At 56.4% G+C, this 26,993-nt stretch carries 23 protein-coding genes; 15 read left to right on the top strand and 8 right to left on the bottom strand.

The genetic code is table 11. The features are described from left to right. The first annotated feature begins 1,409 nt into the window (after nt 1-1,409). A complete protein-coding gene (locus tag ACAW87_RS25290) occupies nt 1,410-2,000 on the top strand; it encodes an HPP family protein (RefSeq protein WP_370726457.1) in 591 nt (196 codons plus the stop codon). A gap of 52 nt (nt 2,001-2,052) precedes the next feature. On the opposite strand, the gene ACAW87_RS25285 is transcribed toward ACAW87_RS25290, so the two are convergent. Next, the gene (locus tag ACAW87_RS25285; protein ID WP_370726456.1) at nt 2,053-2,268 is read right to left on the bottom strand and encodes a hypothetical protein; all 216 of its coding nucleotides are present in this window, start codon (nt 2,266-2,268) and stop codon (nt 2,053-2,055) included. Between the two features lie 448 nt (nt 2,269-2,716). Between ACAW87_RS25285 and ACAW87_RS25280 the strand changes: the two genes are divergently transcribed. The 7 genes from ACAW87_RS25280 (at nt 2,717) to ACAW87_RS25250 (ending at nt 11,120) form a co-directional block, all read left to right on the top strand. Continuing rightward, complete coding sequence (locus ACAW87_RS25280) at nt 2,717-3,241, top strand: phage tail protein (RefSeq protein ID WP_370726455.1); 525 nt, start codon at nt 2,717-2,719, stop codon at nt 3,239-3,241. Nucleotides 3,242-3,252: 11 nt separating this feature from the next. Next, nucleotides 3,253-3,741, top strand: a complete 489-nt coding sequence (locus tag ACAW87_RS25275) for a hypothetical protein (RefSeq protein ID WP_370726454.1) — start codon at nt 3,253-3,255, stop codon at nt 3,739-3,741. Nucleotides 3,742-3,907: 166 nt separating this feature from the next. Further along, nucleotides 3,908-4,471, top strand: coding sequence for a hypothetical protein (locus ACAW87_RS25270; protein ID WP_370726453.1), 564 nt, complete (start codon nt 3,908-3,910; stop codon nt 4,469-4,471). A gap of 206 nt (nt 4,472-4,677) precedes the next feature. Then, entirely contained in the window at nt 4,678-5,202 is a 525-nt protein-coding gene (locus tag ACAW87_RS25265; RefSeq protein WP_370726452.1) for a phage tail protein, read from the top strand. 55 nt (nt 5,203-5,257) lie between these two features. Continuing rightward, entirely contained in the window at nt 5,258-8,947 is a 3,690-nt protein-coding gene (locus ACAW87_RS25260; RefSeq protein WP_370726451.1) for a cellulose binding domain-containing protein, read from the top strand. 111 nt (nt 8,948-9,058) lie between these two features. Further along, on the top strand, nt 9,059-10,057 hold the full coding sequence (locus tag ACAW87_RS25255) for a phytanoyl-CoA dioxygenase family protein (protein ID WP_370726450.1): 999 nt from the start codon (nt 9,059-9,061) through the stop codon (nt 10,055-10,057). Nucleotides 10,058-10,091: 34 nt separating this feature from the next. Then, entirely contained in the window at nt 10,092-11,120 is a 1,029-nt protein-coding gene (locus ACAW87_RS25250) for an SAM-dependent methyltransferase (protein ID WP_370726449.1), read from the top strand. Between the two features lie 1,074 nt (nt 11,121-12,194). Here ACAW87_RS25250 and ACAW87_RS25245 read toward each other — a convergent pair. Next, nucleotides 12,195-12,845, bottom strand: a complete 651-nt coding sequence (locus ACAW87_RS25245) for a recombinase family protein (protein WP_370726448.1) — start codon at nt 12,843-12,845, stop codon at nt 12,195-12,197. A gap of 336 nt (nt 12,846-13,181) precedes the next feature. On the opposite strand from ACAW87_RS25245, the gene ACAW87_RS25240 reads away from it, so the two are divergent. The 3 genes from ACAW87_RS25240 (at nt 13,182) to ACAW87_RS25230 (ending at nt 15,433) form a co-directional block, all read left to right on the top strand. Then, nucleotides 13,182-14,315, top strand: a complete 1,134-nt coding sequence (locus ACAW87_RS25240) for a Fic family protein (RefSeq protein WP_370726447.1) — start codon at nt 13,182-13,184, stop codon at nt 14,313-14,315. Between the two features lie 175 nt (nt 14,316-14,490). After that, nucleotides 14,491-15,159, top strand: a complete 669-nt coding sequence (locus tag ACAW87_RS25235) for an AAA family ATPase (protein ID WP_370726446.1) — start codon at nt 14,491-14,493, stop codon at nt 15,157-15,159. Then, nucleotides 15,128-15,433: a hypothetical protein gene (locus ACAW87_RS25230; RefSeq protein ID WP_370726445.1), complete on the top strand. Its 306-nt coding sequence runs from the start codon at nt 15,128-15,130 to the stop codon at nt 15,431-15,433. Before ACAW87_RS25235 ends, ACAW87_RS25230 begins: the two co-directional genes overlap by 32 nt. Nucleotides 15,434-15,442: 9 nt before the next feature. On the opposite strand, the gene ACAW87_RS25225 is transcribed toward ACAW87_RS25230, so the two are convergent. Next, nucleotides 15,443-16,555, bottom strand: a complete 1,113-nt coding sequence (locus tag ACAW87_RS25225; protein ID WP_370726444.1) for a replication initiation protein — start codon at nt 16,553-16,555, stop codon at nt 15,443-15,445. 736 nt (nt 16,556-17,291) lie between these two features. On the opposite strand from ACAW87_RS25225, the gene ACAW87_RS25220 reads away from it, so the two are divergent. Further along, nucleotides 17,292-18,098 carry a hypothetical protein gene (locus ACAW87_RS25220; RefSeq protein WP_370726443.1) on the top strand — a complete coding sequence of 269 codons (807 nt, stop codon included), beginning with the start codon at nt 17,292-17,294 and terminating at the stop codon, nt 18,096-18,098. Between the two features lie 63 nt (nt 18,099-18,161). On the opposite strand, the gene ACAW87_RS25215 is transcribed toward ACAW87_RS25220, so the two are convergent. Continuing rightward, complete coding sequence (locus ACAW87_RS25215; protein WP_370726442.1) at nt 18,162-18,542, bottom strand: hypothetical protein; 381 nt, start codon at nt 18,540-18,542, stop codon at nt 18,162-18,164. Between the two features lie 555 nt (nt 18,543-19,097). Between ACAW87_RS25215 and ACAW87_RS25210 the strand changes: the two genes are divergently transcribed. Further along, a complete protein-coding gene (locus ACAW87_RS25210; protein ID WP_370726441.1) occupies nt 19,098-19,523 on the top strand; it encodes an Xre family toxin-antitoxin system antitoxin in 426 nt (141 codons plus the stop codon). A 3-nt stretch (nt 19,524-19,526) separates the two neighbouring features. Further along, nucleotides 19,527-19,997, top strand: a complete 471-nt coding sequence (locus ACAW87_RS25205) for an RES family NAD+ phosphorylase (protein WP_370726440.1) — start codon at nt 19,527-19,529, stop codon at nt 19,995-19,997. Between the two features lie 314 nt (nt 19,998-20,311). On the opposite strand, the gene ACAW87_RS25200 is transcribed toward ACAW87_RS25205, so the two are convergent. From ACAW87_RS25200 to ACAW87_RS25185, 4 genes are read right to left on the bottom strand one after another with little or no spacing between them, the layout of a single operon-like run. Next, nucleotides 20,312-20,662, bottom strand: a complete 351-nt coding sequence (locus ACAW87_RS25200; protein ID WP_370726439.1) for a hypothetical protein — start codon at nt 20,660-20,662, stop codon at nt 20,312-20,314. 11 nt (nt 20,663-20,673) lie between these two features. Further along, nucleotides 20,674-22,077 carry a TULIP family P47-like protein gene (locus ACAW87_RS25195; protein WP_370726438.1) on the bottom strand — a complete coding sequence of 468 codons (1,404 nt, stop codon included), beginning with the start codon at nt 22,075-22,077 and terminating at the stop codon, nt 20,674-20,676. A 6-nt stretch (nt 22,078-22,083) separates the two neighbouring features. Further along, complete coding sequence (locus tag ACAW87_RS25190) at nt 22,084-24,261, bottom strand: TULIP family P47-like protein (RefSeq protein WP_370726437.1); 2,178 nt, start codon at nt 24,259-24,261, stop codon at nt 22,084-22,086. A 32-nt stretch (nt 24,262-24,293) separates the two neighbouring features. After that, entirely contained in the window at nt 24,294-25,646 is a 1,353-nt protein-coding gene (locus ACAW87_RS25185) for a TULIP family P47-like protein (protein WP_370726436.1), read from the bottom strand. 1,041 nt (nt 25,647-26,687) lie between these two features. Between ACAW87_RS25185 and ACAW87_RS25180 the strand changes: the two genes are divergently transcribed. Continuing rightward, nucleotides 26,688-26,906 carry a hypothetical protein gene (locus ACAW87_RS25180; RefSeq protein WP_370726435.1) on the top strand — a complete coding sequence of 73 codons (219 nt, stop codon included), beginning with the start codon at nt 26,688-26,690 and terminating at the stop codon, nt 26,904-26,906. Nucleotides 26,907-26,993: the final 87 nt, after the last annotated feature.

The raw sequence follows: 26,993 nt of genomic DNA, 5'->3' as shown, positions 1-26,993 counted from the left end.
TTATACCGGCGTTTTAACGAGCTGGTTCCGTTATACCGGTTGGTTATACCGGCGTTTTAACGAGCTGGTTCCGTTATACCGGTTGGTTATACCGGCGTTTTAACGAGCTGGTTCCGTTATACCAGCGTTGTACTACCGTTAAACCGGCGCACTTGTGTACACGGGGTAAGTCTGCCGAATCGTACCGGGCGGCCTGTGCCCGCCCTGGCGAACCAGTATGACTTGACAGATAGATCCAACCAGGCCTTTGTTGTTGCGCCGCTATCCATCGTCCGCTCATCAGTCTGATCGATGCATGCCTGGTGGTGGCGATTATTAGCCCGATTAAGCGGCTGTTGAGCGGATAGTATCACCGGAAATGGTCAAAAACTAGGCCATGCGTGGTTATTTCCTGGCCTGTAGACCGACTTAGAAGGGACTTAGAACAGACTTAGGGCTGACTTAGGACTGACTTAGAAAGACTTAGAACGGACTTAGGGCAGACTTAGAAAAAATTAGACCGGACTTAGAAGGGACTTAGAGCCCACTTAGACCGGACTTAGGCGGCGCTTAACCCTCACTCAGCCGGAAACGCCTGGGTGAAGCAGTACTCACCGGTAGGCAGCTCGCCCGGGCACCTCAGCTACAGGCGGGCTACCCTAGCTGGTCTGACCAACTCCCTGCCCTATCAGCTTGACCTTACGCTTCTCCCAGGGGCACGGCCCAAAATATCACCGAGCTGGCTACCTGGGCCATCCGGTTTAATCCCGCCATCAGGGGGGCTGCCCCCCCCAGTCCGCTTTTGTTGGGCGGCCAGATGGCCGGGTGGGTTTGTTTGGTCGGCTGGCGTTGTATCTTGTCGCTCTGTTACCCCCGGTATCCCCTTGATTTATACCAGCAGAAACACTATCCAATGAGCGCACGCCTGGTAGTGGGCCTCTTATACGGGGTCCTCACCGCTCTGATCCAGCTCTCGCTCAGACCTGCCTGGGGAAACCAGGGTCCACTAGCGGCTGCGCTGCTGGGGAGCCTGCCTAACTTCTTGGCTGTCCTGGGACTGGTCCTTACCGGGCTGGCCCTTAGAAAACCAGCGCAGGGACCTGTGTCCACCATTCTGGCGGTGATGGCCGGGGTAATCGCCCATGAGGTCTTTACGGGTTCGACTCCTTCGAGCTCCTTTGGTGGCCGCTTTGACTACAATGATATAATCGCCTCCGGGCTGGGGGGGGATCATGGCTTATCTGATCGACCCAAGCCTGAAGGGCCCCGGCCGCCAGGATGTTTGACACATCAGCTACCAGGCCGCTTGCCAGCGTCAATCCGGGCGCGGCTGTTACCCCCGGGTCATTGCCTGCTGTGGCCAGTCCGTCTGGCCAAAGGCTGCCGCCGGAGCGGAACCCAGGCGGCGGCTCCGCTGTAGAAGGAATAGTATGAGAAAACAACTGAAGCGCCACTACCGGCTTGCGCGCTACGTGATATATCGGGAGACGCACTTTGAGCCACTCGATCATCTGTGGACCTTTGTGGGCACCTTTATCGCCATTGGCTCCATTGGCCTCTTCCAGCAGGCTGGTTTTACCCAACAGGACGGCGTTTTTCTGATTGGCTCCCTGGGAGCCTCCTGTGTGCTGGTCTTTGGGGCACCCCACAGCCCCCTGGCTCAGCCCCGTAACCTGATCGGTGGTCATCTGCTGGCGGCCGTCATTGGGGTGGCCCTCCACAAGTGGCTGCCCGATCAGCTGTGGCTGGCCTCCGCACTGGCCGTTTCCACCAGTATCATCGGTATGCAGATGACCAAGACCCTACATCCCCCCGCTGGCGCTACGGCCCTGATTGCTAACATTGGGTCTGAGCGGATTATCGGGCTGGGTTTTCTCTACGTGTTCACGCCGGTGCTGCTGGGGGTGCTCGTTTTATTTGTAACCGCACTGGTGGTCAATAATTTGCCATCCGGGCGCTCCTATCCCGCCCGCCCCCTGGCCGCTCGCCTCCTGCTTCGAAGGCGGCTCAAGCGCCCCTGAAGGCTACAGCTGCCCGTTTTAAGCCCGCCAGGGCTGGGATTGAGCGGCCCGGCTAAAAAAATAAAGAGCGCGCCATCTGAAAAAGTCCCCCCAGGAGCATGCCCAGGCCCAGGAGCCTAACCAGAAAGCCGATGATCATCCTGGTTTGATAGCGATTAAAGGAGGAGTACTGGCTGACCCCGTTGAACTTCATGCGCGCGCGTTTGTCGCTTTGGATCAGGTTGTCAATCACTAGTCCGAGCGCAAACAGGGAGATACCACGGAGCATAAGCAAGGGGGAGTAGTCGATTCGATCTGGCCACAAGTATAGCTGATCCAGGGGGCAAGGCGTTTGTTTTAACCAAGAGTTAATACCCCCCTGGCTCCTGCTACCCTGCGCGCAGAGGTGATAGGGAGCCGCTCGGGCTGGAGGGGCTCTTCTTTTTTTAGGGACCACAGCGCGCCGGGGCCGCTGATTGGCACCTGGGGGCAGCTGCATGGGGCCCTATCTGGGTACTGCCGGGGAGGGGACAGCCAGGACGGAATTACCGCTTAGTTAATATCCGATTTATCCTACCGGATTTACCTACTTATCGCCAATCTTGGCAGGCATATTGCCCCGTTTATCGTTTTCCGGGTTCTGTTCCAACCCGTTTTTGTCAGTTATCAATTGCGGCGCGGCCACTGTTTGCTGCGCTGCATGAATCCCTTAACCAATCCTAATACCCTTTACAATCATGGATGAATATTTAGGTACCATCAAAGCTTTTGGTTTTGGTTTTGTCCCCAGAGGCTGGGCTTTGTGTGACGGGTCGCTACTGGCCATCGCTCAAAATCAGGCGTTGTTTTCCCTGCTGGGCACCACCTACGGGGGCAATGGCCAGACCACGTTTGCCCTGCCCGATCTGCGGGGACGCACGCTGGTGGGCCTGGGCCAGGGGCCGGGCTTATCAAACTACACCCAGGGGCAACGAGGCGGCGCTGAATCGGTGATGCTCACCGCCAACCAGCTGCCCGCCCACACCCATTCCCTCGCCCTGAACGCTTTTCAGGAGGCGGGCAACGTGGCCTCGCCTACCGGCGCTTCGCCCGCTACTTCGGGCTCACTCGACCCCGAGTACCGCACCCAGGGTACCCCCACCACCATGGCCGCTCAGCAGACGGGCCAGGCGGGCGGTAGCCAGCCCCACGAGAACCGCCAGCCTTATATGGCGATCAACTACTGTATCGCCATAACGGGCCTTTTCCCCTCCAGGAACTAAGGCGTCCTCTCATGGCCAACGACCAGCTTATCAACCGGATACGCACGTTTCTGACCCACATTGGCATTCCCACCCGCCCGCAGGCCCTGCCCGAACCGACCTTTCTGCCGGGCCTGCTGATCCAGGACGGGGTGCTGCTGTTTGATCCCGCCCGGCTGGCCTATCCCGGTGATATGCTCCACGAGGCGGGCCACATCGCCGTGAGTCAGCCCGCCGAGCGGGCAGGGCTCCGGGGCAATATTACCGAGCATCAGCCCCACAAGGACGGGGAAGAGCTGGCCGTGCTGCTGTGGAGCTACGCCGCGTGTCTGCACCTGGAGATGGATCTACGCCTGGTCTTTCACCCGGCGGGCTACAACGGTCAGAGTGAGTGGCTCATCGAGCAGTTTAGCGGGGGAAACTACATCGGTCTGCCGCTGCTGGAATGGATGGGCCTGGCCGGGACGCCCCAGCAGGCCGGGACCGGTTTTCCCCTGATGAGTCGGTGGCTGCGGGCCTAAAGGCTAATTAGCCCGGTGGCGCTCCTGGCATGCCTTTTTGCTACCGCTTAGTCAATATCCAAGATAATCTATAGGTATACCCTACTTTTGTTTACTTTTTTAAGATTTGTTTAACCTTGTTTGGTTTATCTCTTTCTGCCTATACCAACACTCTACTGACTTGATTATGAATCGACGTCTATTTGCCAGAAAGCTCGCGGCGGGGGTCTCCCTGCTGGGGTTTCCCTCCTCGCTGCTAGCCCATTCGGTCACCACGCCTACTGGGCTCCTGAGCCGGGCAGGTTCATTTCAAAACGCGACTGGCTGGATCCAAAACGGCTCACTGGGCGCGCTTCAGCAGGTGTCACTCTCGCACGTGTACAGCCCCGAACGGACTTCTCCAGCGACCCTGAAGGCCCTGCTTGACCAGGATCTGGCTACCCTCAGTGAGCTGCTGGGCCTGGAGAAGCCCCTGACTTGCGCCGGACTACCAGAACTGTCGCCGTCTGAATTCGGCACCTATTGGGCCCCTCTGGACCAGGGCGGGGTACGCATCAGCTGGCAGGGCCTGGCTCGGATTAACCAGCCGGTGAGCAGCCCGGTAAGCCGCTTATCGCTGCTGGGCAGCCGGGGCCTGGTGCAGACCAGTCCGGGCGGGAAGGGATACACCCTGATTGAGTTGTCTACGCTGCCTGCCCGGCAGGTAAGGTCAGCCGCGCCTCCCGGCCACTGCATCCAGGAGACTTCCTGAGCCTTTAACGCCTGGCCGGATGCTTACCGATGCGCTACCCAGGCCCTGTCCGCCTCAATGGCCGGCCACTTTGGGCCATGCTCTCTTTGGGCACGCCCGCGCCTGAGGAGCAGGATCATCCTGACTTTGGAGCGCAAACCGGGCATTCAGTTTTGTTCGCTTTACCTCTCAACCAATTTTTTTAACTATATCTCCCCCTTACAATCATGGATGAATATTTAGGTACCATCAAAGCTTTTGGTTTTGGCTTTGCCCCCAGAGGCTGGGCCATGTGCCAGGGCCAACTGCTGTCTATCGCTCAGAATTCAGCGTTGTTTGCCCTGCTGGGCACCACCTACGGAGGAGACGGCCAGACCACGTTTGGTTTGCCCGATCTGCGGGGACGCACGCTGGTGGGCCTGGGCCAGGGGCCAGGCTTATCAAACTACAGCCAGGGGCAGCTAGGCGGCACTGAATCGGTGACGCTCACCGCCAACCAGCTGCCCGCCCACACCCATCCCCTTGCCCTGAACGCTTTTCAGGAGGCGGGCAACGTGGCCTCGCCCACCGGCGCTTCGCCCGCTACTTCGGGCTCACTCGACCCCGAGTACCGCACCCAGGGTACCCCCACCACCATGGCCGCTCAGCAGACGGGCCAGGCGGGCGGCAGCCAGCCCCACGAGAACCGCCAGCCTTACCTGGCGATCAATTACTGCATTTGCCTGGATGGACTTTTCCCCTCGCGTAATTAATCACCCTGTCAAGCTGATTCACCCTTATTGGTTCAAGATTTACTCTCCTTGCGTTATGACTCTCCTTTCTACCAAACCCGGCGGGCGATGTGCCCCGCCGGTCGCCGCCGGGCAAAAAGCCCGCTGGGTAATTGGGCTACTGATAGCCTTCCTGATCAGCTGGACCAGCCAGGTCAGCGCCCAGACCCCTCCCGCCTCCCTGACCATTACCGGGGCCTGTTTGAACAGCACCTACACGCTGGCCAAAGTGGAAGACAATTTCGAGTCGACCGGAAGGCCCGCTTACCTGGGAAGCGGGGACGTCACCATCAATAACACCTTGTATTCAGGTACGACCCTTTCGCTCTACTACGTGTCCGATGCCTCGACCTGGGTGCTGGCCTTTGACGGGCAACCCTACCAGTCAAACGCCTCCACCGCCTCGCTGCCACCGGCCACGGGCTGGCAGGCCGTCCAGGGCGAAGGAACGCAGGGAACCTGCCAGGGAAGCGCGCCCTTCAGGGTGGTCTACGAGACAACCGTCACCAGCATTACCCGCGCGGGCAGCCCCACCAATGCGGCCAGCGTCAACTACACCGTCACGTTTGCTGACGAAGTGAGTGGTCTGAGTGCCAGCAATTTTACCCTGGTCACCAGCGGCTCCCTTTCCGGGGCCACTCTCAGTAGCGTGTCGGGTTCGGGTAAGACCTATAACGTGAGCGTTAACACCGGCAGCGGCAGCGGAAGCCTGCAACTGGTGCTGGCCAACGCCCAGAACCTCTCGCCCAGCGTCAGTAACCTGCCTTTCCCGGGCGCAACCTACGTTATCGACCGGACTCCACCGGCCATCAGCAGCGTGGCCGTGCCAGCCAATGGCACCTACCGCGCCGGGCAGAACCTGGATTTCACGGTTAATTTCTCGGAGAACGTCACCGTGACGGGTACGCCCCAGCTGGGCCTGACTATCGGTACGACCATTCGCCAGGCCAGCTACGTATCGGGCAATGGCAGTACGGCGCTCACCTTCCGCTACAGCGTGCAGGCGGGCGATGAGGATACCGACGGCATCGCGCTGGCTTCAGCCCTGAGCGGTGGGACGATTCGCGATGCAGTGGGCAATGATGCTACGCGGACGCTGATCAACGTACCGGTGACTACCGGCATCCTGGTGGACGCAGTGGCCCCCACCGTGGTGTCCAGCGTTCGTCAGAGTCCTGCCGACGCCACCACCAATGCCACCGCCCTGACCTTCCGGGTAGTCTTCAGTGAACCCGTCAGCGGGGTGACCCTCAGCAGCTTCCTGGTGACGACAAGCGGCGTGACGGGCAACATCGCCAGTGTCGTTAGTAGCAACGCTACCACCTACGATGTCACGGTAAGCGGGGTAGCTGGCAACGGTACTATCCGGCTTGATGTTAAAAGTAGCGACTCGGGCATTACCGACCCGGCGGGCAATCCCCTGAGCGGAGGCTTCACCGGGGGCCAGACCTACACCATCGACCAGACTCGCCCCAGCGTGGTGATCTCCACTTCCCCCGCCATCAGCGGTGGCTTTCTCTCCGGGGCCTACCCCGTGGCCGTCACCGTGAGCTTCTCGGAGAACGTAACGGGCTTTGTGGCTGGTGACCTGAGCATCACCAATGGCCAGGTGAGTAACTTCACCGGCAGCGGCAGCACCTACACGTTTGATCTGCTGCCCACCGCCAAAGGGCAGACCTCGATTAGCGTACTAGCCAACGTGGCCCAGGATGCGGCCAATAACGGCAACAGCGCCGCCTCGCCCCTGAGCTTCTTCTACCTGCCACCGGTCACCATCACCGGCCTGGCAGCTACGCCCGCTGCTGCCTGCGCCTCTACTCCGGTAACCCTGACGGCTACCCTGGGTGCGTTGACTGATACCTATTCGTTCACGCTGACGGGGGGCGGTCAGACCCTCACCGGCAGCACGCCTAACGCCTTTAGTCAGACGCTGACGGCAATTGGTTCGGGCACTGTGAACTTCAGCCTGCGGGTGTTCAACGGATATACCTACGCCGATGCCAGCACCAGCGTCACCGTAAGCCCTCAGCCCACGGTGAGCCTGGGCAGTAACGGCCCCATCACCTGCACCCAGCCCACCGTCACCCTGAGGGCCACCGCCGATGCCCAGGGGCAGGCGTTGACTTATCGATTTGGCCCCGACGCCTCGCAGGTGGGCGGCTCCTCGGGTAACACCGCCACCGTCAGCCGGGCGGGCGAGTATTCCGTCACGGTAACCAGCGCGGGGGGCTGTACGGCCACCGCTCAGACCACAGTCGGCAACAGCGCCACTCTGGCCACGCCTACGCTGCTGACTCAGGGTGGCCAATCGTCGGTCACCGTTGATCTTAACGCCCCTGCGGTTACGCTGCTGGTGGGGGGCTGCTCGGGCACGGCCAGCTGGACGGGTTCCAACGGCAGTTCGGGCACCGGCTCGACCATCGTGGTGCCAACCAGCCAGCCGGGCCGGTTTGTCTATCGGGCTACCTGCCAGCTAGGCAGTTGCGTGAGCGATCCGGCTTCGGCGACGGTGATCGTGGGCGGACGGCTAACCGTTTTGCACCGGGACGTCGATAATTACGTCACCAACAATGCCATCCAGCCCCTGATTGTGCTGCAAAACCAGGGAGCAGGCAGCCTGCCCCTGTCGGGACTGACGCTGCGCTACTACCTGACCGTGGAAGGCGCTGCCGCCCTGAGTAACCTCTCGATCAGCTATGCCCAGGCGGGCAACCAGAACGTGCGCCTGCGCTACGTGCCGCTTGTGCCTGCCCAGGCGGGGGCCGCAGGCTACGTGGAATATAGCTTTACCGAGGCGGCGGGCTCGCTGGCTCCAGGGGCCAGCTCAGGGCCCATTCAGGCTTATTTTGCCAAGAGCGACTACTCGGGCCTTAACGAAGGGGACGATTACTCCTACGCTACCGTGCGGGATCGATTGGTGGCCAACCTGCGCATCACGGCTTACTACAACGGGGTGCTGATTGCGGGCCAGGAACCGGGCGGCGTCTTTACCCCCATCAAAGTCCTGCGCGCCCTGACCGAGAGCAAGAACGGCCCCTCGGCTACCCAGATCAATACCTTCCTGGAGATTCGTAACGAAGGGAACGTAGCGGTGAATTACAGTGATCTGAGCGCCCGCTACTACTTTACCTCCGACGGAGCAGAGCGCCTGCAGGTCGACATCGACGAGGGTAGGGTGAGCGCCCAGCTGGTGGCCCTGAACCCAGCCGTAGGGGGGGCCAACTACTACCTGGAGCTCCGCTTCACCCAAACGGGCCAACTGGCCCCCGGTGCCAGCACGGGCCGGATCCGTTACCGCATCAGCAAGCCCAATGGTGGCCGCTTCAACCAGACCAACGACTACTCCTACCAGGAGCAGCCCGCCGAGTCGAGTTCCAATAACCGGGTAACCGTTTATGACGCTGGCGAACGGGTGTGGGGCAACGAGCCGACGGGTTCAGCCCGTCTGGCCTCAGCGGAGCCCACCCCGGAGCTTGAGGTGACGCTGCTGGGTAATCCCGTGCGGGGCGATGTGGTGTCGGTCCAGATCAAGGGAGGTGGCCCTGAGCCGCTTCGACTGCAACTGGTCAGCGCCCAGGGCCGGGTCATTACCCAGCGGCAGGTGGCCAGTCCGCAGGCCGTCGAGCAGCATGAGCTGTCGATTGCGGGGCAGGGACCGGGTGTGCTTCTCCTACAGGTTAGTACGCCTACCCAGAGCCGGACCATCCGGGTGCTGAAGGCCGAGTAACGAATCAGTTATTGATCTTTTTTTAAAAAGCCGCGCTCCGTCAAGGGGCGCGGCTTTTTAAAAACCGTTTTCCTGCCCCGCAGTAGCCATTATGTCTAAACGTACTACGTCATGAGTCAGTCAGTACCCGATTTGGTGGCATCGACCGCTACCAGCCAGTTAGGTATTCTTCATTTGAAACGTTACTGGGCCAAAAAAATGGCCATTCGACACGGTCAGCTGGCCAGTGATGCTTTTGAGGAGGAGGAACGCCTGGACATGGCCCTGCTCAATGCGCTGGGCCTGGGGCTTGAACCAACCATTCAATACCTGTTTCTGCACAGTCCGACTTTTGACGACTTTGAGGCCTGGATCCGGGTCTTCACCGGGGGGGTACTCCATGATCAGAAGGTGGCTGCCTTTAACGCCCGGTTGCTGGGCACCTCCCGCACCGAAGCTATCCAGCCAGCCTCAGCCCTGACGCTGTCCAGCGATGATCTCCTTCACTGGGATACGTATGGTTACGTTATTATCAGGGAGGCGATTCTCCGGCCAGACTGCGCGGAGACCATCGGGCTAATCTGCGATTTTTTGGGCATCGACCGGTATGACCCCCAGACGTGGTATACGCCCCATGCGGCCAGGCAGGGCATTATGGTGCAGCTCTTTACTCACCCGCTACTGACCCGAAACCGGGAATCGCCCCGTATCCGGACAGCCTATGAGCAGCTATGGGGCCGGACCGACTTGTGGGTTACCCATGACCGGGTCGGCTTCCATCCCCCTCAGACAGAAAGCTGGCCTTTTCCCGGTCCCCGGCTGCACTGGGACGTGCGGCTGGACCGGCCCGTGTCCTTTGGGTTGCAGGGCCTGCTCTACCTCTCGGACACCGAGGCTAATCAGGGTGCCTTTACCCTGGTGCCTGGGTTTCAGCATCAACTGACTAACTGGCTGGCTCACCTTCCGCCCGGGGCGGACCCGCATGGAGAAGACCTGCCCGCGCTGGGTGCCGTTCCCCTGGCGGGCAATGCGGGTGACTTCATTCTCTGGCACCATGCCCTGCCCCACGGCAGCAGCCCGAACCTGGCCCCTGCGCCCCGCTTTGTCCAGTACATTAATTACGCTCCCTAACGGGGGGCGGATCCTCCTTAAAGCCGTTCTACCAATGAATCCGCTCGACAGACTTCATCTCATCACGGGTAAACTACTTGATTCGGCACCAGATGCCTATGGCGATCTGTGGACGCTTACCCGTCAATTGTACGATTTACTTTTTGAACTGACAGCCCTTGACCCGGACCAGGACAGTAATCGACAGAGCGATCAATTCCTAACTACTGGACGCGCCGTTGGGCTGACCTGGGCGGCCATGTGCATCCATGACCTTATGCGAACCAAAAAGTTTATGGATGGTCTCTACAAAGCTGTGCTGGATAAGCAAAAAGCAGCGCCTGGAGCGCCTGTTCATGTTCTTTACGCGGGTACGGGCCCCTTCGCCACCCTGATCCTCCCGCTGCTGGCTCGCTTTACCAGTCAGCAGGTTCAATTTACGTTTCTGGAGGTGAACCCCGAGAGTTTCCACTGTTTGACGGAACTAGTGGCCCTGCTTGGCATAGGCCCCTACGTGCGTCACTTCCACTTGACCGATGCCACAACCTGGCAGGCGGCAACAGACGAACCCGTGGCTATTTTGGTGACCGAAACGATGCAGCGGGCCCTGAAGAATGAGCCTCAGGTAGCCATTTGTTTAAGCCTTTTGCCTCAATTGTCGCCCGAGACCATCCTTATTCCTGAGGAAATCAGCCTAAAGCTCGGACTTGTGTCTTATCAGCTGTCTGATCAGCTGACGCCGGCTGTGATCAGGCCGCTGGCGGAGGTGTTCAGCTTAACTAAAAGCACTGTGCTGGGCAATGCAGCAGCTTACAGAAAAATAGGCATTCCTTACTATTTTCCAGAGACTACGTTCATCGTTCCCCCTCAACTGGTTGATGATTCCTCCCAGTTTACTCTCCTTACCGACATCGTTATTTATCAAGACGTAGTGCTTGGGTACAATGAAAGCGGCCTCACAACGGCTCATCCCCTAAAGCTGGCTACTGAAGATGTACCCGCCAGCCTAACCTTTCGGTACCAGGTGGATAAGACGCCTGGCCTTGAACTTATGACTACTTTAGAGCAAAGAGGCCATAACTAACTTCGCTTAAGCTTTTTTTCTGCTATTGTCAGGGAGCCTTTATCGTTAACTGTTCTCTCGGAAAGCCCCTGACTACAGGGGCTCCCTGGCCAGCTTGCTCAGGCCATATCACCCGCCAGCTAATAGCGGCAAAAGGGAGGTTGAAAAGCGTGATTTTACTCTCGGCAAAGCCCCGTTGCAAGGCCCCGCCAGCGAGCGTGTTTTCCAGACAAACCAGGTCAGCGCTGGATCTTACACTTTTTCGCCCCAAAAATGGGTCAACTAGCTCATAATAAGCTAACTAAGTCGGAATGTTTTGTAAATCAGGGTCCAAATCACGGAGAGGACCCCGCCACGCACTACCGGTGCCATGCAATTGCACCCCCCTTTCCCGGCGATATATGACAGAGTGGTTACATCGCAGGGTAGCCGTTCCCTCACTGCTTGAGTGGTGACCGGCCAGCTAGCGGGGCCAGTATGGCCTCGGGGCTACCGCCGGGCTGCTGTAGCCAGGATCGGGATGATCCGCTGAGCATACTATACGGATGAGCCCCCAATGTCACCAGCGTCCCGAAACCGGGTTACTGCAACGATAGCGGTTCATGGGGGGGGTAAACAGCTGCCTAACCTGGGCCAGGCGGCTTGCTTTAGGGCCATCGCGCGGCCCAAATCAGGGGTAAAATCAGGGCTAACTGACCAGGAAAAAGGCGAGCCACACCCAGTCTGCATAGTTTTATTGCGTTAAAAACACTTAAGTAACTGACTATCAATAAACTAAATCAAAATAGTTGCTCGCTCACCGGCCAAATCTCAGACATGACCCCGCCACGCACTACCCCTCAAGTGCAATTGCACTTGCGTTTTCCGGTGATATATGACAGGGTGGTTACATCGCGGGCTGGCGCTTCCCTCACTGCCCCAATGGTAACCGGCGTTTAAGCGAGTGTGTGGAGCCCTTGTGGGGCCAGTCAGGCGGCCGGTGCCACAAGGGCCTTTTGTCACCCGTAGCCCGAAGCGTGGTTACTGCAATAGGGCCCCTCCAGGTAGGACTAGCGAGCCTGCTAGCTTGCTCTTCCTAGCTAAGGCTGAAGGGGCTCAGGCAGGCCGGTCCAGGCGCTGGGCACTCATGGCGGCAAAGGGCTTGCCCCGCCGGGTGCGAAAGCCCATGGCGTTGAGCTTGTCGGCAATAGCCTGGTAGGGTAGCCCCTCCCGCCTATAGAGCCGGATCAGCTCGGCGGCCTGCACGTTGGCAGGGTGGGTCCGGGCATTCTGTTGGTGGACGACCCTACCCAGCTCACTGATGGCGGGCGTCAGGTTGGGGGTACCCAGTTTGTACCCCTGGGCTTTCTTGGCCGCCAGGGCCGCCCGGGTGCGCTCCCCGATCAGCTCGCGCTCATGCTGGGCCAGGACGGCCATGATGCCTACGGTGAGCGTGTTGGCGTCGGGGATATCGCAGGCCACAAAGTCCACTTCACTGTTGCGCAGCGAGAAGATAAAGTGCACGTTGCGGCTGAGCCGGTCGAGCTTGGCAATTAGCAGCCGCGCCCCCTGCTGCTTGGCGGCAGCGATGGCCCTCTCCAGCTGGGGCCGGTCGGCGCGCTTGCCCGACTCGATCTCCACAAATTCGGGCAGCAGCTCATCATCGGGTTTGACAAAGCGAGTGACGATCTCGCGCTGAGCGGAGAGGCCCAGACCTGACTTGCCCTGGCTGGCGGTGGAGACGCGGTAGTAAGGGACGTACTTCATGGGTGGCAGTAGCTGGCTTTTCCCCTCCCCTATTGGTGATGGCTATACCAGGCCAGGTCGGGATTTAAGGTGTTCCACGGCAAAGGTAGGGCAAAAAAGGGGAGCTATAACATAGTAAGAACGCTCGTTCTTACTATGTTAAATAAGCCATCTCATGCATAGCGGTTATTTGGGCGACGGCTGGTAGTGACGTATACTTTAGGGATACCCTAATTATCAATTAAGGTGGCCGAAGGCAGCTAACCTTAAAAATTATCTATTTTAAGGTTAGCTGCCTTCGGCCACCTTATCTTTGTTGCCGCTCCCGGAAGCTAACCTTAAAACGAGCCGTAATCAATGCCTGCCCCGCCGCCCTACCCCATTAACCCTAACCGGAATCTGCCCTGGAACGCCCTGCCCGATCTACCCCTTGATCCGGGCCTGTTTCGAACCGTAGAGGTGTTTGAGCAACTAGCCAGCGCCAAGCAGGCTCTGGGGCGTTTGCAGGGTCGCAGCGTGGCCATTCCTAACCAGGGTCTGCTGGTTAACTCCATCAGCCTCCAGGAAGCCAAGGCCTCCAGCGCCATCGAGAACATCTTTACCACCGACGACGAGCTCTACCGGGCCTTTAGTGAGGAGCACACCGAAGGGGCCAGTGAGTCGACCAAGGAGGTGCTTCGTTACCGGGAGGCTCTGTGGCGCGGCCATGCGCTGCTGAAGCAGCAAGAGAACATGACTGTAGACTATTGCCTGACTGTATTTCGGGAGATCAAGCAAACCACCGAAGGCCTGCGGCCCCCCTTTTCCCAGGTATACATCCGGCAGGGCGGCTCGGGGCCTAATGCTGGCAAGCCCGTCTACACCCCGCCCCGGGGTGAGGGTATCCTGGAGGCCAAACTGGCAAATCTGTTTGCCTACTTAAACGACGACCAGGCCTATCCAGCTGATCCCCTAATCAAGATGGCCATTGGCCATTTTCAATTCGAGGCGATTCACCCCTTTCGTGACGGTAATGGCCGCACCGGCCGGGTGATGAATATTCACTACCTGACCCAGAAGGGGCTGTTGGACTACCCCATTCTGTATTTGAGTCGCTACATCCTCCAGCATAAAGAGAGCTACTACAGCGCCCTGGCGGGCGTCTCCCAGCGGGGCGACTGGTCTACCTGGCTGCGCTACATGCTGCGGGCCGTGGAGGTGATGGCTGATTTGACCTACGAGAAGATCAACCGGATTCTATCGGCCCGGGACGCCATGCTGGCCGTTATCCAGGCCCAGGAAGGCATTCGGCGGCCCGATCAGCTGACCCAGAAAATTTTTATGCAGCCCGTTACGCGGGTGCGCCATTTGACCCAGGACCGCACCTACGCCGAGAACACGGCCCGGGACTATCTCAATAAGCTGGCCAGTCTAGATATCCTGGAGAAAACCACCGTGGGCGGTAATCACTACTACCTTAACCGCGAGTTATACAGCATTTTAGCCGAATAAAAAAGTTAGCAAAATGCTAAAACTAGTGCTAAAAAAGGCACCAGACAATTACTAATTTTAGCACTAGTTTTAGCAGAAATCTGGTGCTAAAATTAGTGCTCTTTCCGATGCCTAAATGCGTGTTGTTTCTGTGCTGAATTTAGCAGTACTTGCAGCCGCGATAAACAACACCGAAATGATCTATGTGTTAAGTGGCATAAAAGGCGGATCAGGCCGCAGTACCATCAGTGAGCATTTGACCGTCTGGCTGGCCAAAGACGGAGCGGACGTCCTGCTGGTGGATGCCGACGAGCAGGGGACCGTCAGTGATTTTACCGCCTGGCGGGAACACACCCTGGCGGGTCAGGTAGGCTATACGCTGGTCCAGTTGATTGGCGCTAATCTGCGCAAGCAGGTAGAGACGATGAAACCCAAATACGACCATATCGTCATCGATACCGGTGGCCGGGATACCACCTCTCAGCGCGCCGCGCTGATTGTGGCCGATGTGGCCCTGATACCCATTCAGCCGCGTAGTCATGACGTGTGGACGCTGGCCAAACTGACCGATATGCTGGGGGAGATTCAGGCCAGCCGCCTGGATCCACTGCGAGTTTACTCCTTTCTTAACCGGGCGGATATCACCTCCAGCGACAACCGGGATACGGCCGAGGCGCTGGCCAGCATGGCCGATCTTGGCTTTGTGCCTTACGCCATCAGGAACCGGAAAGCCTATCCCAACGCCGGAGCCAAGGGGCTGGCCGTCTCTGAGATGGAAACGCCCGACAAAAAAGCGATGGCCGAAATCGATGCACTCTTTACTCACATCACTCATGGCAGTCTCATTAGCACCACCGCCGCGTAAGCAGCCCAGCGAGGCTCAGATCGAGGCCGTTATCAACAAGGGAGGAAAACCTACGGTAGACGATACCAGTAGTGATGAGGCACCCAAGCACATCAATACCCGCTTGACCAAAGGCATTATCAGCCGAATCGATGCCCTGCGCGCCGAGCGGCCCCGCAAACCGGGCAGCCCCAAGCTGGGCATATCGACGCATGACTGGATTGTGGAGGCGGTACTGGAAAAACTGGAGCGGGATTCAGCATCGAAAAAAGCACCAAAACCAGCACCAAAATAAGTGCTGGTTTTACTTATCCTCCGAGGGGGGATTCTTCTTTTTGTAGTTAAAGACGCTCTGGGCCACGTAGGCCTCGGGATCCTTGTCCGCAAAGCCGTAATCCGCGTATAGATCAGCCCGCAAGAAGGCCTTCAAATTCTCCCCGTTCTGAAGAATGGCCTTTTTCTGCTGGTGCGTAAAGGAGGGATAGTACTGGCTTAGCTTGCCCCCGGCGTAGGCAATAATGGCGGCAATGTCCAGCTGCATCAGCTCGTCGAGCCGCTGCTTCATTTCCGTTTTCTTGGATTCTTTCTCCAGCTCCTCAGGGGGGATCTTGGTTTGAATGTAAAACTCGATACCCACCACGGCCCGGCCCTGCATGACCGGCTCATAAGTCACCGTCAGGTTGGTGTGCTCGTTGATCTGCCGCAGGGCGAGCTCAATCACCCGGGTGCGAAAGGCGGAGTAGTTGTTATAGGATTTCTCCTTGGCTCCAATCAGCTGGCGCAGCTCGGTGAGGCCAATGCGCCAGATACCGGTATGTCTGAACCGGGCCAGACTGGTAAAGAGCAGCTGGGCATACTCACTGCTCAAAATTAGGGCATCCTCGTAGCCGTACTGCACGTAACCGCTGCCCAGGTAGAGAAAGACCGGAATGACGGCGTGGTACATCGTCAGTTCGATAATGCCTTTCTTGGGCCAGTACTCGGCCATAGGAAAGACGACTACGTTAGTGTGCTTGGCGTTCTCATCCTCCCAGTTGATGGTTCGTTTCTGAATCAGGTCCAGTACCTTCTTGATGGAGGAGTTGGGATGCCCCTTGATCACCTCGGAATAGTGAAACCTGAACTTGAGCTCCTCGTAGGGCTTGATCTTCATCTTCTCGATGGCCTGAATGTTGCGAATCTCGCGCAGCACCAGCCAGTAGAGGCGGCGTTCAAAGAAGCCAAATTCGGTGGTAGAGGTCAACAGCTTGAGCGGCTCCCGGATCAGGATGGTCTTGTTGTTGGGCGTCCTGAGCACAATGGCCTCGGGATTGACCTCCACGGGCGGAGCAATGGTCGTACTCTCAAAGACCAGCGATAACTGGCTGCTGGCAAGCTGAAGCGACTTATTGGCGCTCGATGATGGCTGGCTTTTCATACCCTAACAAATAATAGCAGGGGCAAGGTATTGCTTTTTTTATCCCTAACAAACCTATAGCCATCTGTTAGGGATAAAAAGCTGATAGATAGCTTATTGTGTTGACGTGATTGTTATTATTTGGTAAATATGCCAGGACCAGTGCCCCATTTCGACTATTATCTGTTAGGGTAAGTCGCTGCTGCTGGTGGCCAGCCGACCGCAAAGCAGGCTTCACAGGGCCGCTTAGGATACGCGGGCTGACTTCGAAGGGCTACGCCCAAGACTCACCAGCTCTTTTCTGCTGGCGCACAGACCCTCTTTTCGACTATCATCTGTGAGGGTCGCGACTATCATCTGTGAGGGATACGACTATTATTTGTTAGGGTCAGGACTATCATCTGTTAGGCTACGACTATCATCTGTTAGGCTACGACTATTATATGTTAGGCTACGACTATCATCTGTTAGGGTCAGCTGACTTATCCACATCGCAATTTGCTGATGGACAAGACGTTAAGTGCTTTCGAAAATGGGCTATAATTATCTTAATTATCTAATCTATCATTTCAAAATGATTTTTATTATTTTTTTTATAAAAGACTATAAGGTTATGAGAGGTAAAAAAAGCTGTGAGCTGCTCGGCCAGCGAAAAGAGGGAGCAAAAAAGAAAAATCAAGCCTTTTTTGGGTTAGTCATTTTTTTAAGATTCCTTTAAAGGGAAATATATTACCCATTCAATCACGCCATTTTCTGTATGGAAGAGGAAGAATTTGCCCCGTCTGCCCATCGTAAGCATTACGCCCGACCTGAATATGACCGGCTTTTACAGCTATTGACCCACCTGATGAACCAGGTGCCCAAGCTTCGGCCTGATAGGGATGCCTGGGATATAGAAGGGGACTGGGCGGCTACGGGCGTAATCCATTTTGTGGATGCCGCCTACCAGGCGCTCTTTGAGCCGGTGTACGATTTTGATTGCCGGTCCATCAAGTTTGTCAATCTGCACAAACCCGCTGTACGGGTCACCTTCTACCGAAAACATCGCTACAGGCTCGTTAAAGCCAAGGATATGACCACGGATATGAAAGTGGAGCAGATCAGGCTCTACGTGGACGATCTGACGGCTAAGGCGGGCGCTCTGGAGGCAAAACTAAATCAGTTATTTGTCACTGACAAGCCTGGCATTCAGGACAAGCTTGAGCTGTACCACCAGCAAATAGGCGAATGGCAGCAAATCCTGCTTCGTCCGGAGCACTACGAACTGGCCCTGTCCAACTACGAACGGCAGCATCTCTACGTAACGGCCAATTATAAATACCGGCTGCCCTCGGGGGAGTACGCCAACCAGCAGGAACACCTGCTCAACACCCAGCGGGATCGCCTGGGCAACATCACCCAGGTGCGTCATAATATTTTCTTTATCGATCCGGCCGAGATCGTCCGGGAGCATCCCTACCAAAACCGGGAAGTAGAGGGGTATCTGGCTGCTTTTCCTATCAAATCTGAGGTTGGTAAGTACAGATTATACGCCCGCCAGCTCCAGGATCCGGCCGATCAGTAAGGGCGGACTATTGTAGACGGGTAGGGGTTGTGGTGGAACGCCCAGGCGACCCGGTTAAAAACGTCAGTCTCCAGCTTCCCCGGCTGAATCCAGCTCCATGGTCAAACCAATGCCGATGTTAAACCAGTCCAGGGGTGGCATCTTGGCAAACAGCTCGGGTGAAGCCAGGTGAACCGTTAGTTGCAGGGTGAGGACTTCCGGGTGATCGGGGTGCTCGATCTGTTTCAGCAGCGGGGCCATGGCGGCCACAAAGGTGCCAATCTGGCCGGGCTCAAGCTGAAAGCGGTGGCTGGTCCCGTAGCCGTAGCGGCCGCCCAGAACCGATTCGCGCTCGACCCATACACCCGGGCAAAAGGGACGGGAATGGCTGCGATCGGCTGATTCGTAGAGTTTGAAGATGAGCAGGGCCTTTTCCCCCAGGGGTAGATCAGCAGTGGAAGACATCGCTACGTGATTTAGGTAGACTGAACCAGACCGGTGCAGTCGTGTTTGGTATATTATAACTAAAACATAAATGTATAAATTATAATACAAAAAGGGTATAGTCACTGCCGATTTAGTTGCTCGGCGGCATGCATTGATTACGCCTGAGTGAACTGCGCAGGCTTGACCGCCCCCTGCTGCTTGAGGGCCAGCAGCAGGGGGAAGTAGGTCTTCTTCTTCCAACGGGGAAGATTTACAGGGTTATGGACTAGTGCCTTATTTATAGTCTGTCTTTCAATGTGTTATAGTCTGCTCTATCAAAAAAGAACTCCTTTTTTATAGGATAAATTACCCCCTTCTGATTTAGCTGATTGGCCAGTTTCAGGGCTCTTTTTCAGATCCCCTTTTTGGTAACAGACTGATTTTTCAATACCTGGTCTGCTATCAACTACAAAACTCGTTGCCTAGTGTGTCAATCTGCCCCGTTGGAAGAAATCACCCTCTTAAGCTGATTTGATAGCAAAATCGCTGGGAAAGTGAACTGGGCTACTTATCTTAGTGTAAAAGTTCACTTCTATGGCTACCGCGCTTTCTGGGCCACCCCACTACATCCGGCCAACTGCTCCCTTTAGCGACCGGGAGATCATTCTCCGCAGCCGCCAGGGGGTGCTGCGCACCGAAGCTGACCGGGTGGCGGCCCTGGTGGGGCTTACTGACAAGGAGATGGCTGCCGCCCTGGGTTTGTCGGCCTCCTATCTGCACCGGCTCAAAACCGATCAGCGCATCAGCCAGGACGCCTCCGAGCGGCTTTTGCTGCTGGAGAACCTCCTTCAGCACGCCCTGGATACCTTTGAGGGCCGCGCCGCCACGGTGCTGGGCTGGCTGCGGGCTCCGCTGCGGGAGCTGGACTATCAGACGCCCTGGCAAACCCTGGATACGGTCACGGGCTACCAGCTGGTGGACCGGGTACTGGGGCGGATCGATCACGGCATCTTCGGCTAAGCCATGGCACTTGTTTACCGGGCTGTGCGCCAGAAATACGCCGGTCAGCCCCTGGATACGACGGGTACCTGGCTGAACGGAGGCCGCTGGAATCCGCCCGGGGTGGGCCTGCTCTACACGGCCGAGCACGCGGCGCTGGCCCTGGTGGAAATCCTGGTCCATATGCCGCAGGTAGCCTACGCCGAGCTGCCTGCCTTTCGACTCTTTACCCTGGAGATTCCCGGTAATAGTCTGCGAATAATGGCTGCCAATGAGCTGCCCCCCTACTGGCAGGATGACAGTTATAGCCGCAGTCAAACCATTCTGTACACCTGGCTGCGCGCGCCCGACGTACTGGCCCTGGGCGTCCCTTCTTCGGTAATGCCTGACGGGGTCAATTACCTGCTGCACGCGGCTCATCCGGCTTACGGGCAGATCCGGGTAGTGAATCAGAAGCCCCTATTGATCGATCCCCGTTTGTGGACTAAAGGTTAGCTCAGCCTGGGCTTCTGTGAGTCACATGGTCATAGGGAAAAGCGAATGGCGTATCGGTGGGTTACCGTAAAGTAATTCCGCGTCAGGGACGCCGATTGCTCCCATTCGCTCAGAATAGCCATCGATTAACGGGCGATAGCTTGCACGGCGAAAGGCTTGATGGCCCGTCACCAGTGCATTCGGTAAGCTCAGTAGTTCCTCAATCATGGGATTGTAATGGGACGCGCCGGACGGATCTTCGACGAATAAACTATGCTCGTGTTCTTAAAAAATCAAGGCCAGTTTTATTGAACTTCAATTTTGAGAGGCCTTACTCAAGGCGGGGAGCTGAAGAGGTTTGCCGGCAGATTCAACGACTGATCAACGTCGGGAAATACGGTTCGGAGCGCCTGCAGCGGCTGGTTGGCAAACAGAATGGTGTGGGCGGCATCTGCTTCCAGCCACTGGAAAAACGTCTCGTCGAGGGATTTTAAGTAGAGCAGCGCCTGGTTTAAGCGGGCTGCCTGCTCCTGGTTCTGGATACCATAGTCCAGGGCGGTGGGCAGCCGGTCACCCATCGCCACAAAAGAGAGGTGAACTTGCTGATCCGTTGCCAGCGCGTCGCCTGTAGTAGGCGGGGCCGATACGGCGGTTCGTAGCTTGACCGCCCGTTGGTTAGTCTGCATAGGTACTGAGTTTAGAGAAAGCCCGGGTTGCCGCCGAGCTGCAGGGATACATTCAAACTAGCATAGGTCAACTCAAAATCCTTACTGGCCGTCCACTTAATTGGAGCCACGGCGTTAACCAGCAGCAGATCAATCGAGGGCGAGGTGTCCGTGTTAACGGCCTGAATAACGTCGGGGACGATCATATCGGCACCCAGAATCAGGCCAATAATTAATCCGCCTACCACCAGGGCGGCTCCGCCCGTTACCACCGTCAAAATGATCAGGGCAATCGAGGCAACAATGGCAATGACCAGTTGGGTGATGATGGAACCTTCTGACTGGTGAATGACATGCTGCACATCGGCTGGCTGAGCTTCCACAAACTGCAGGGTCTGGCCGTTTTTGGAGCTGCCCAGCTGCACTTGGTACCAGTTAGTGGTGGTGCATTGGGCGGTAATACCGGCTACAATTTCGGTCTCCGTATAGCTCTGCAGGGTAAGTATGCTGCCGGTGGACTCTACGCTCAGCTGCCTGAGGATGGGATAGTAGGTTGATCCGTCGTGGTTGATGGGCGTCAAACCAACAGAGACGCCATCTTTTAGATAAAGCTTGGTGGCTGCATCATTGAGCAGAAAGTTATCCGCATTCAGGCCCGGGTAGGCCTGCTCGATGGCGGGACGCACCAGATCCGAGAGCGTTCGTTGCTGGGAGACCAGAAAACCGGCCCGGCTCCCGGGGGGAACAACGTCGTTTGACAGCTGATTGGCCAAATCATCGCCCGTTCGGTTTCCCGTCATGGTGAGCACACCCAGCAGGCTGGTGGACAGATCAGGGCCATCCAAGTAAGCGTAGCTGGTGTAATTGGGCGTTACAAAGCCCCACTGTCCCTGATCAATCTTGCGGTTAAGGTCCACCACGCTAAAGATGTGATTGAACTCATCCAGGTGCGCATTGAGCCAGTCTTTTAGCCCCTCCTGAATGATGGCCTGCGAGACACTGCCTACGTCCTGGCTCAGGGTGAGTGAGACGACGATGGCGGCGGGCTGCAATTCAGAACTACTGGTGGAGTCGACCACCAGGGCGTGGGGATCGCCCGGAGTGTCCTGGGCTGCCGCCTCAGCGTGCGGAACGTAGCGCATGTTTACTTCCATAACGGCAACCCCCGCCGGGCAGCTTACCGTGTTACCGCTGGCGGTGTAGGTGAGCTCAATGCCGGTCAGCGGAATGGCAAACCGGACATTTTTGCCCGAACCACCCTCACAGATCTGCCAGTCCCCGAAGTTACTGGAGAGCTTGAAGCTGCTCTCGGCGTAGAGAAAAGAAAGAGGCGATGATTTCTTGTCGACGATGGCCCTGTTGGCATCTGGTACTGGGATACCAAAGGCGGTATCCCAGCCATATGTGTAGACGGCCTGCTGATTGGCTGCGATCACGGCGTGTTAGTGTTTAGTTTGCAAACCAATTTGCAGGGAGGCGGCCAGCACCGCGTTCTTCAACTCATACCCGGTAACGCCAGGCCAGCTGTAGGGCTCAATAGCATCATTGGCAAACTCATCAAACCCCGGCACATCTTCCCAATCACCCTTAGCCATGGCTTCCATGATGGCTTCTACCGCCGTTTGGACGCCTACGGCCGCGCCGATCACGGCGGCGATGCCACCCAGCACTTTCCAGCGGGTAGCCGTAAAGGCGTTCTTGAAAGCGGGCCAGCGGCCACCTGCCTGCTCAACGCCGTTGGCCAGCCCATCCGCCTCGTTGAGCTGCTGCTCCAGCAGGGGCGTGTTTTCGGTCGCCTCGGCAATGCCTTCCGCTGACACAACGGCTGAGCCCCCTTCTTCCAGCACTTCCCCAATGGAGACTGCCGCCCGGATGCCGTCCAGCAGCGGGGCCACCACGGCAAGCAGCCCAATGACGCCTACCACGCAATCCTCAACAATTTCTACAGTGATGGCCGTTTTGGTTTTGCTTACGTTGACCACCAGGTCTTTGGTCACCTGATCAAACCAGAAAATCTGTTTACCGCCTATGGCTTTCAGGCCCAGGGCCACCTGTTCGGTATAGTTGATGTGGACGTCGTATTCCCAGCTCTCGGGGTACAACAGGTCAATAAACTGAATCTCCAGGTAGCTGTTGTCCAAACTCATCTTAAACTGCTTGGCCTGGATGGTAAAGAGCATGGAGTCGAATAAATCGATCTTTGTGGCATCGGTGTCGCTCAGCTCGAGCAAATACTCCGTCTGGCCGTCGGGACTGGTCAGATACCAATTGTGTCCCTGGTTGGATACGGTGGCGCTGTAGCCTGCCACCATAATACCTGGATCATAGTAACCGCCTCCCTCTCCGGTAGACACCCAGGTTCCTTTCAGATCCGCCACCAGTTGATCGGGCAGTTGATTGGCGTCCAGCTGCCCCCCGTAAGAGGAGGAGACGCTGTCCTTGGGCGTATCGTCTTTCTTGAAGCGGCCCCAGGTTAACTGTTTATTATTGGTTACCGTCAAGCCATCGTTAGTTATATCGAAGGATGTCTCGGGTTCATTGCTGAAGATGGTCCGGGCCCCGCCCAGCATCATTTCCTTCATAAAGGCAGGACCACTGATTAAGAACCCGGCGTTGGCTCCGTCCGCCGTGGGTATGGCGTTTGGCGATACCGAGTGGCTGGCCGGGGAAGGCCGCCCCCGGGTCATGGTCAGCACGCCAAATACGCTGTTGTCCAGCGTACCCATGTCCGTTACGGCGTAACTGGTTCCGGTCGGTTTGATCCAGGTGTAGTTATCCTTTGTCGAAAGGCCCGGGCTAATGTCCAACGAGCTGAAGACATTATTGAACTCGCCAATATTGGTATTGAACCACTCGCTGAGCAGCTGGGGCAGGACCGCCGCCGCAATGCCCTGGGTCTGGTCATTCTTGATGGTAACCAGCACCACGGCGGGCTGCTGGGCACTGACGGCTTCCTTAAGCAGCTGAAGGTTATTTTTCCAGGCATCTTCAAACTGATAGACCTGCAGGAATTCATTTTTGTACTTGTCGGTGTTATAGAACAGGTAATAGTTGATCTTGCCATCGGTAATGAGCCAATCCTGATCCGTGGTGAGAAGCGTAACTACGGCCGTTGCCGCTACTGTTTTCCCGTTCTTCTGAAACTCCGCTATCAGCGCCGCGTCCAGTACGCTCTTGTTGAGATCAGCCTTTATGGCGTCAATCTGATCATTTCCGCCAATGGAAAAGGCAAACTGATCCGGGTCGGGTACCCATTCCATGCCCACTTCAATAATAACCTGGTAGTTGGTTATATCGTAACTTTTAGCCCCCCCGGCCTGATAGGTACCGCTGACGAAGGGACAATTCATGCGGATGTTTTTTCCGTCTCCGCCCACGGTTAGTTGCCAGGGACCGAGCGTGCCGCTCAGCTGATAGGACGGGTCGTCGCTGGCCTGCTGGGCCACATTTTTGGCCTTGTCGCTAACGCTGCCCCAGCTACTGGTAATGGCCGTATTGGCGTCATTGAAGCGAATGGCAAAAACCGTGTCCCAATCATTGGTATCGGCGGTAGGGTTAACGGGCAGTTCAGCTACTACCTGTGGTACGGGCAGATCAGCCGGGTTGTCAATAGTAAGCATGGTAAACTATGGTTAAGTGGTTTATTTGGTTGTTAATTCAGGTTGCCGTAGACGTACAAAACGCCGTCCAGACCAGCGGTCGCGGGCAGGAAATGTTGCTCGTTCTTGGTGGACCAATCAACCAGATTAGCCAGATTGACCACTGAACCCGAGACCGCGCCGCTTAGATTGGCGTTGATATTGCCAATGCCTACGTTGTTGACCCCATCGGAAAAATCGTTGATGCTGTCGACGATCACCGAGATCAGGCCAGGCAGGGAGGTGATGCCCACGGCCACCAGGATCACCCAGTCGTACCAGTAAATGGTCTGATCATGATGAGTAACCGGCTGCGGATCACTCAAAAAGGTCACGTTGTTGTTGGCAAACTGCAGGGCGTTGGTATTTTGGCAACTCCACGAATAACTGGCATCGGGAAGATCACCCAGGCCAAAGAAAAATTTGAGCGGCCCCCCGCCCGAGGCAACCGTTTTCAGGCCGTTGCCTGCATCACTGGTGGTGAGCTTGAGGGAATCCGCCGTAATGGTTCCGGCGCTGGTGCTGATGGAGAAGCTTCCCGAGTTGCTGATCACGCAGCTCTCGTCAGCCTGGACGGCCAGGGAAAAAGTGCCCCCGGGGAAGGCTTTGCGAATGCCGGGCAGCACCACCTGATCGAAAAAGGAAGCCTGGGAGATAAGAATGATGGCATTGTTGTTGGTAGTCAGCGCACTGGATTCAAATTTGGGCGTGGCCGGCCAGGGCTTATCGCTGAGCTGACACAGAAAACACAGCGCATCGTAGGCCTGGCCGGTGGCGTAGTAATAGATCCACTTGTAGGGAGCCAGCCACGAGCTGACCCCGCTTGGTTTGGGGAAAACGTCAGCGAAGATGTAGTTGATCTTGGCCCTGTTCTCCACCAGAATGGCCACGGTATAACTGCGCAGTAAACCCGAGCCTACCGTATCCAGTCGTTTGTCGGGATCAAGGATAGCGACAAACGCCACGTAGCCCGCCTGGGCGGGGTCGGCCGTTCCCGTGGGGGCAAAAACAAGCTGGGTCAGACTACCGCTGCCCTGGGTCTCCTGTGAATCGCTTGAGCCCAGCCAGCCCAGGGTCACCTCAACGACCACCGCCACATTGGTCAAATCGTAGTGGTTGGCCAGAGGTCCCGTGATGGTTAGGTCTCCCGATTCGAAGGGCATCGAAAAGCGGAGCAGGGTGTTTTGCCCCCCCTTTACGATTTGCCAGGGGGCCATCTTAGCCGTCAGGTTGATGGTGGATCCGCTCTGGGGATCCGAGCCACTATAGGCCAGCTCCAGGTCGACGTTTTTAAGGTTATCTGTCAGAATTCGGTTGACCTCATCAACCGAAACTGCAAAGGCATAATCGTAACCGTAGGTTCTCATAACGTATTGGTTTCAGCTAGCCCTTTGCGCTAGTGGATAGCTGCTTTCTGACCCAGAAAGTTTGTTTAAGTGTGATGGTAAAAGCCAACTGTTTCAGCAGTTCTTTTGGAAGCTGAATGATTGCTGATTTGGTAGTCATTTAGCTTTGATAAAATGGAAACTGCGTGGCAAAACGATTACCGGTCACAAAGCTGCATCAGACAATAAACATATGTTAATATATATAGTAAACGGTCAACGAAGGGGAGTGAAATTATCCGTTTAGAGAAGATAATACGTACTTTGATATACGTAAATATTAGTATGTAATTAATTGATTTAGAGCATTTTAATTCTAGATAACAGGCTAATTCGGGCTCGATAAAAAAATAAAAATTATCAAATAGGACTGTTTAAAAAGTGGGGTATGCTCAATAATTGAACGAATAAAATATAGGAAACTACGGAAAATGTAGTGATAAATACGCCAACAAATTTATGGGCTGAAAGCAACTGAAAAATTTATTGATCGGCAAAATTTTTTATTAAAAGTGTAGTCAATTACTGGGTAATATATCAGTCTTTATTTACAATAAGGTACTGGCCGGTTTGCCGGAATCTGCTCCTTTAATTAGACGGGTCAATGGATTTTTTTATAAAAGAGCTTCCTTGAGCTTCAGGTATGGATTCGGCTATGTTCGTGAAATGTAATCCTTATGGCCAGGCAGGATCGTTACGGCTGGATTTTTTTTTTAGCCTGGTAAAAAGTAGCAAATTTTGTGCCAATAAGACGCCTCGTTACCTGGCCAGGTAGCGACTTATTAAGTGGTTTTGGGCATGACTGAGCCAGGTCAAACAGGTGGCCTTGAAGCGCTCATTGACAGTTGGCCGGGTCAATCATTGCCTCCCCCCGTAAGGGTGCTCCGGCTTTAAGGCCAGCTTTCCCCGGGCCACGGCGGACGCTTTTGGTGGATACCTGGCCGCGTTGCCAGTTTCCTATCAGGAATAGGCGGTAATTTATAGCCACCTTTGCCGGATGTTTCACCCTTAGCTGCCCGCCCAATGACCTCACCAGATCCTGTTACTACCCCAAATCCAGAAAACCTGGATTCAGCCGCGCCGGATACCACCACGCCTGATCCAGCCCCGCCGGGGCTGATCGATCCGGACACTGCCCAGGAGCTCGACGATCCCTATGTGCATACCGTCTCAACCCAGGAATTCGTCGAAGCGGTAGAAACGGCCAGTCGGGAGAAAGCTCCCAGTGGCGAGACGGAGTGAAGCGGGTCAGCAACTCGCTCATAGCCGCCCGCGATGACAAGACCAATAGGAACGGACAGGTCTGTTGCCCGGACGCAGGTGCGCTTT

Origin of the sequence: Fibrella aquatica, from assembly GCF_041321135.1 — a bacterium.
Taxonomy (GTDB): domain Bacteria; phylum Bacteroidota; class Bacteroidia; order Cytophagales; family Spirosomataceae; genus Fibrella; species Fibrella aquatica.
Note: the sequence above shows the minus strand (reverse complement) of the source record. Positions and strands in the feature narration are given on the sequence as shown.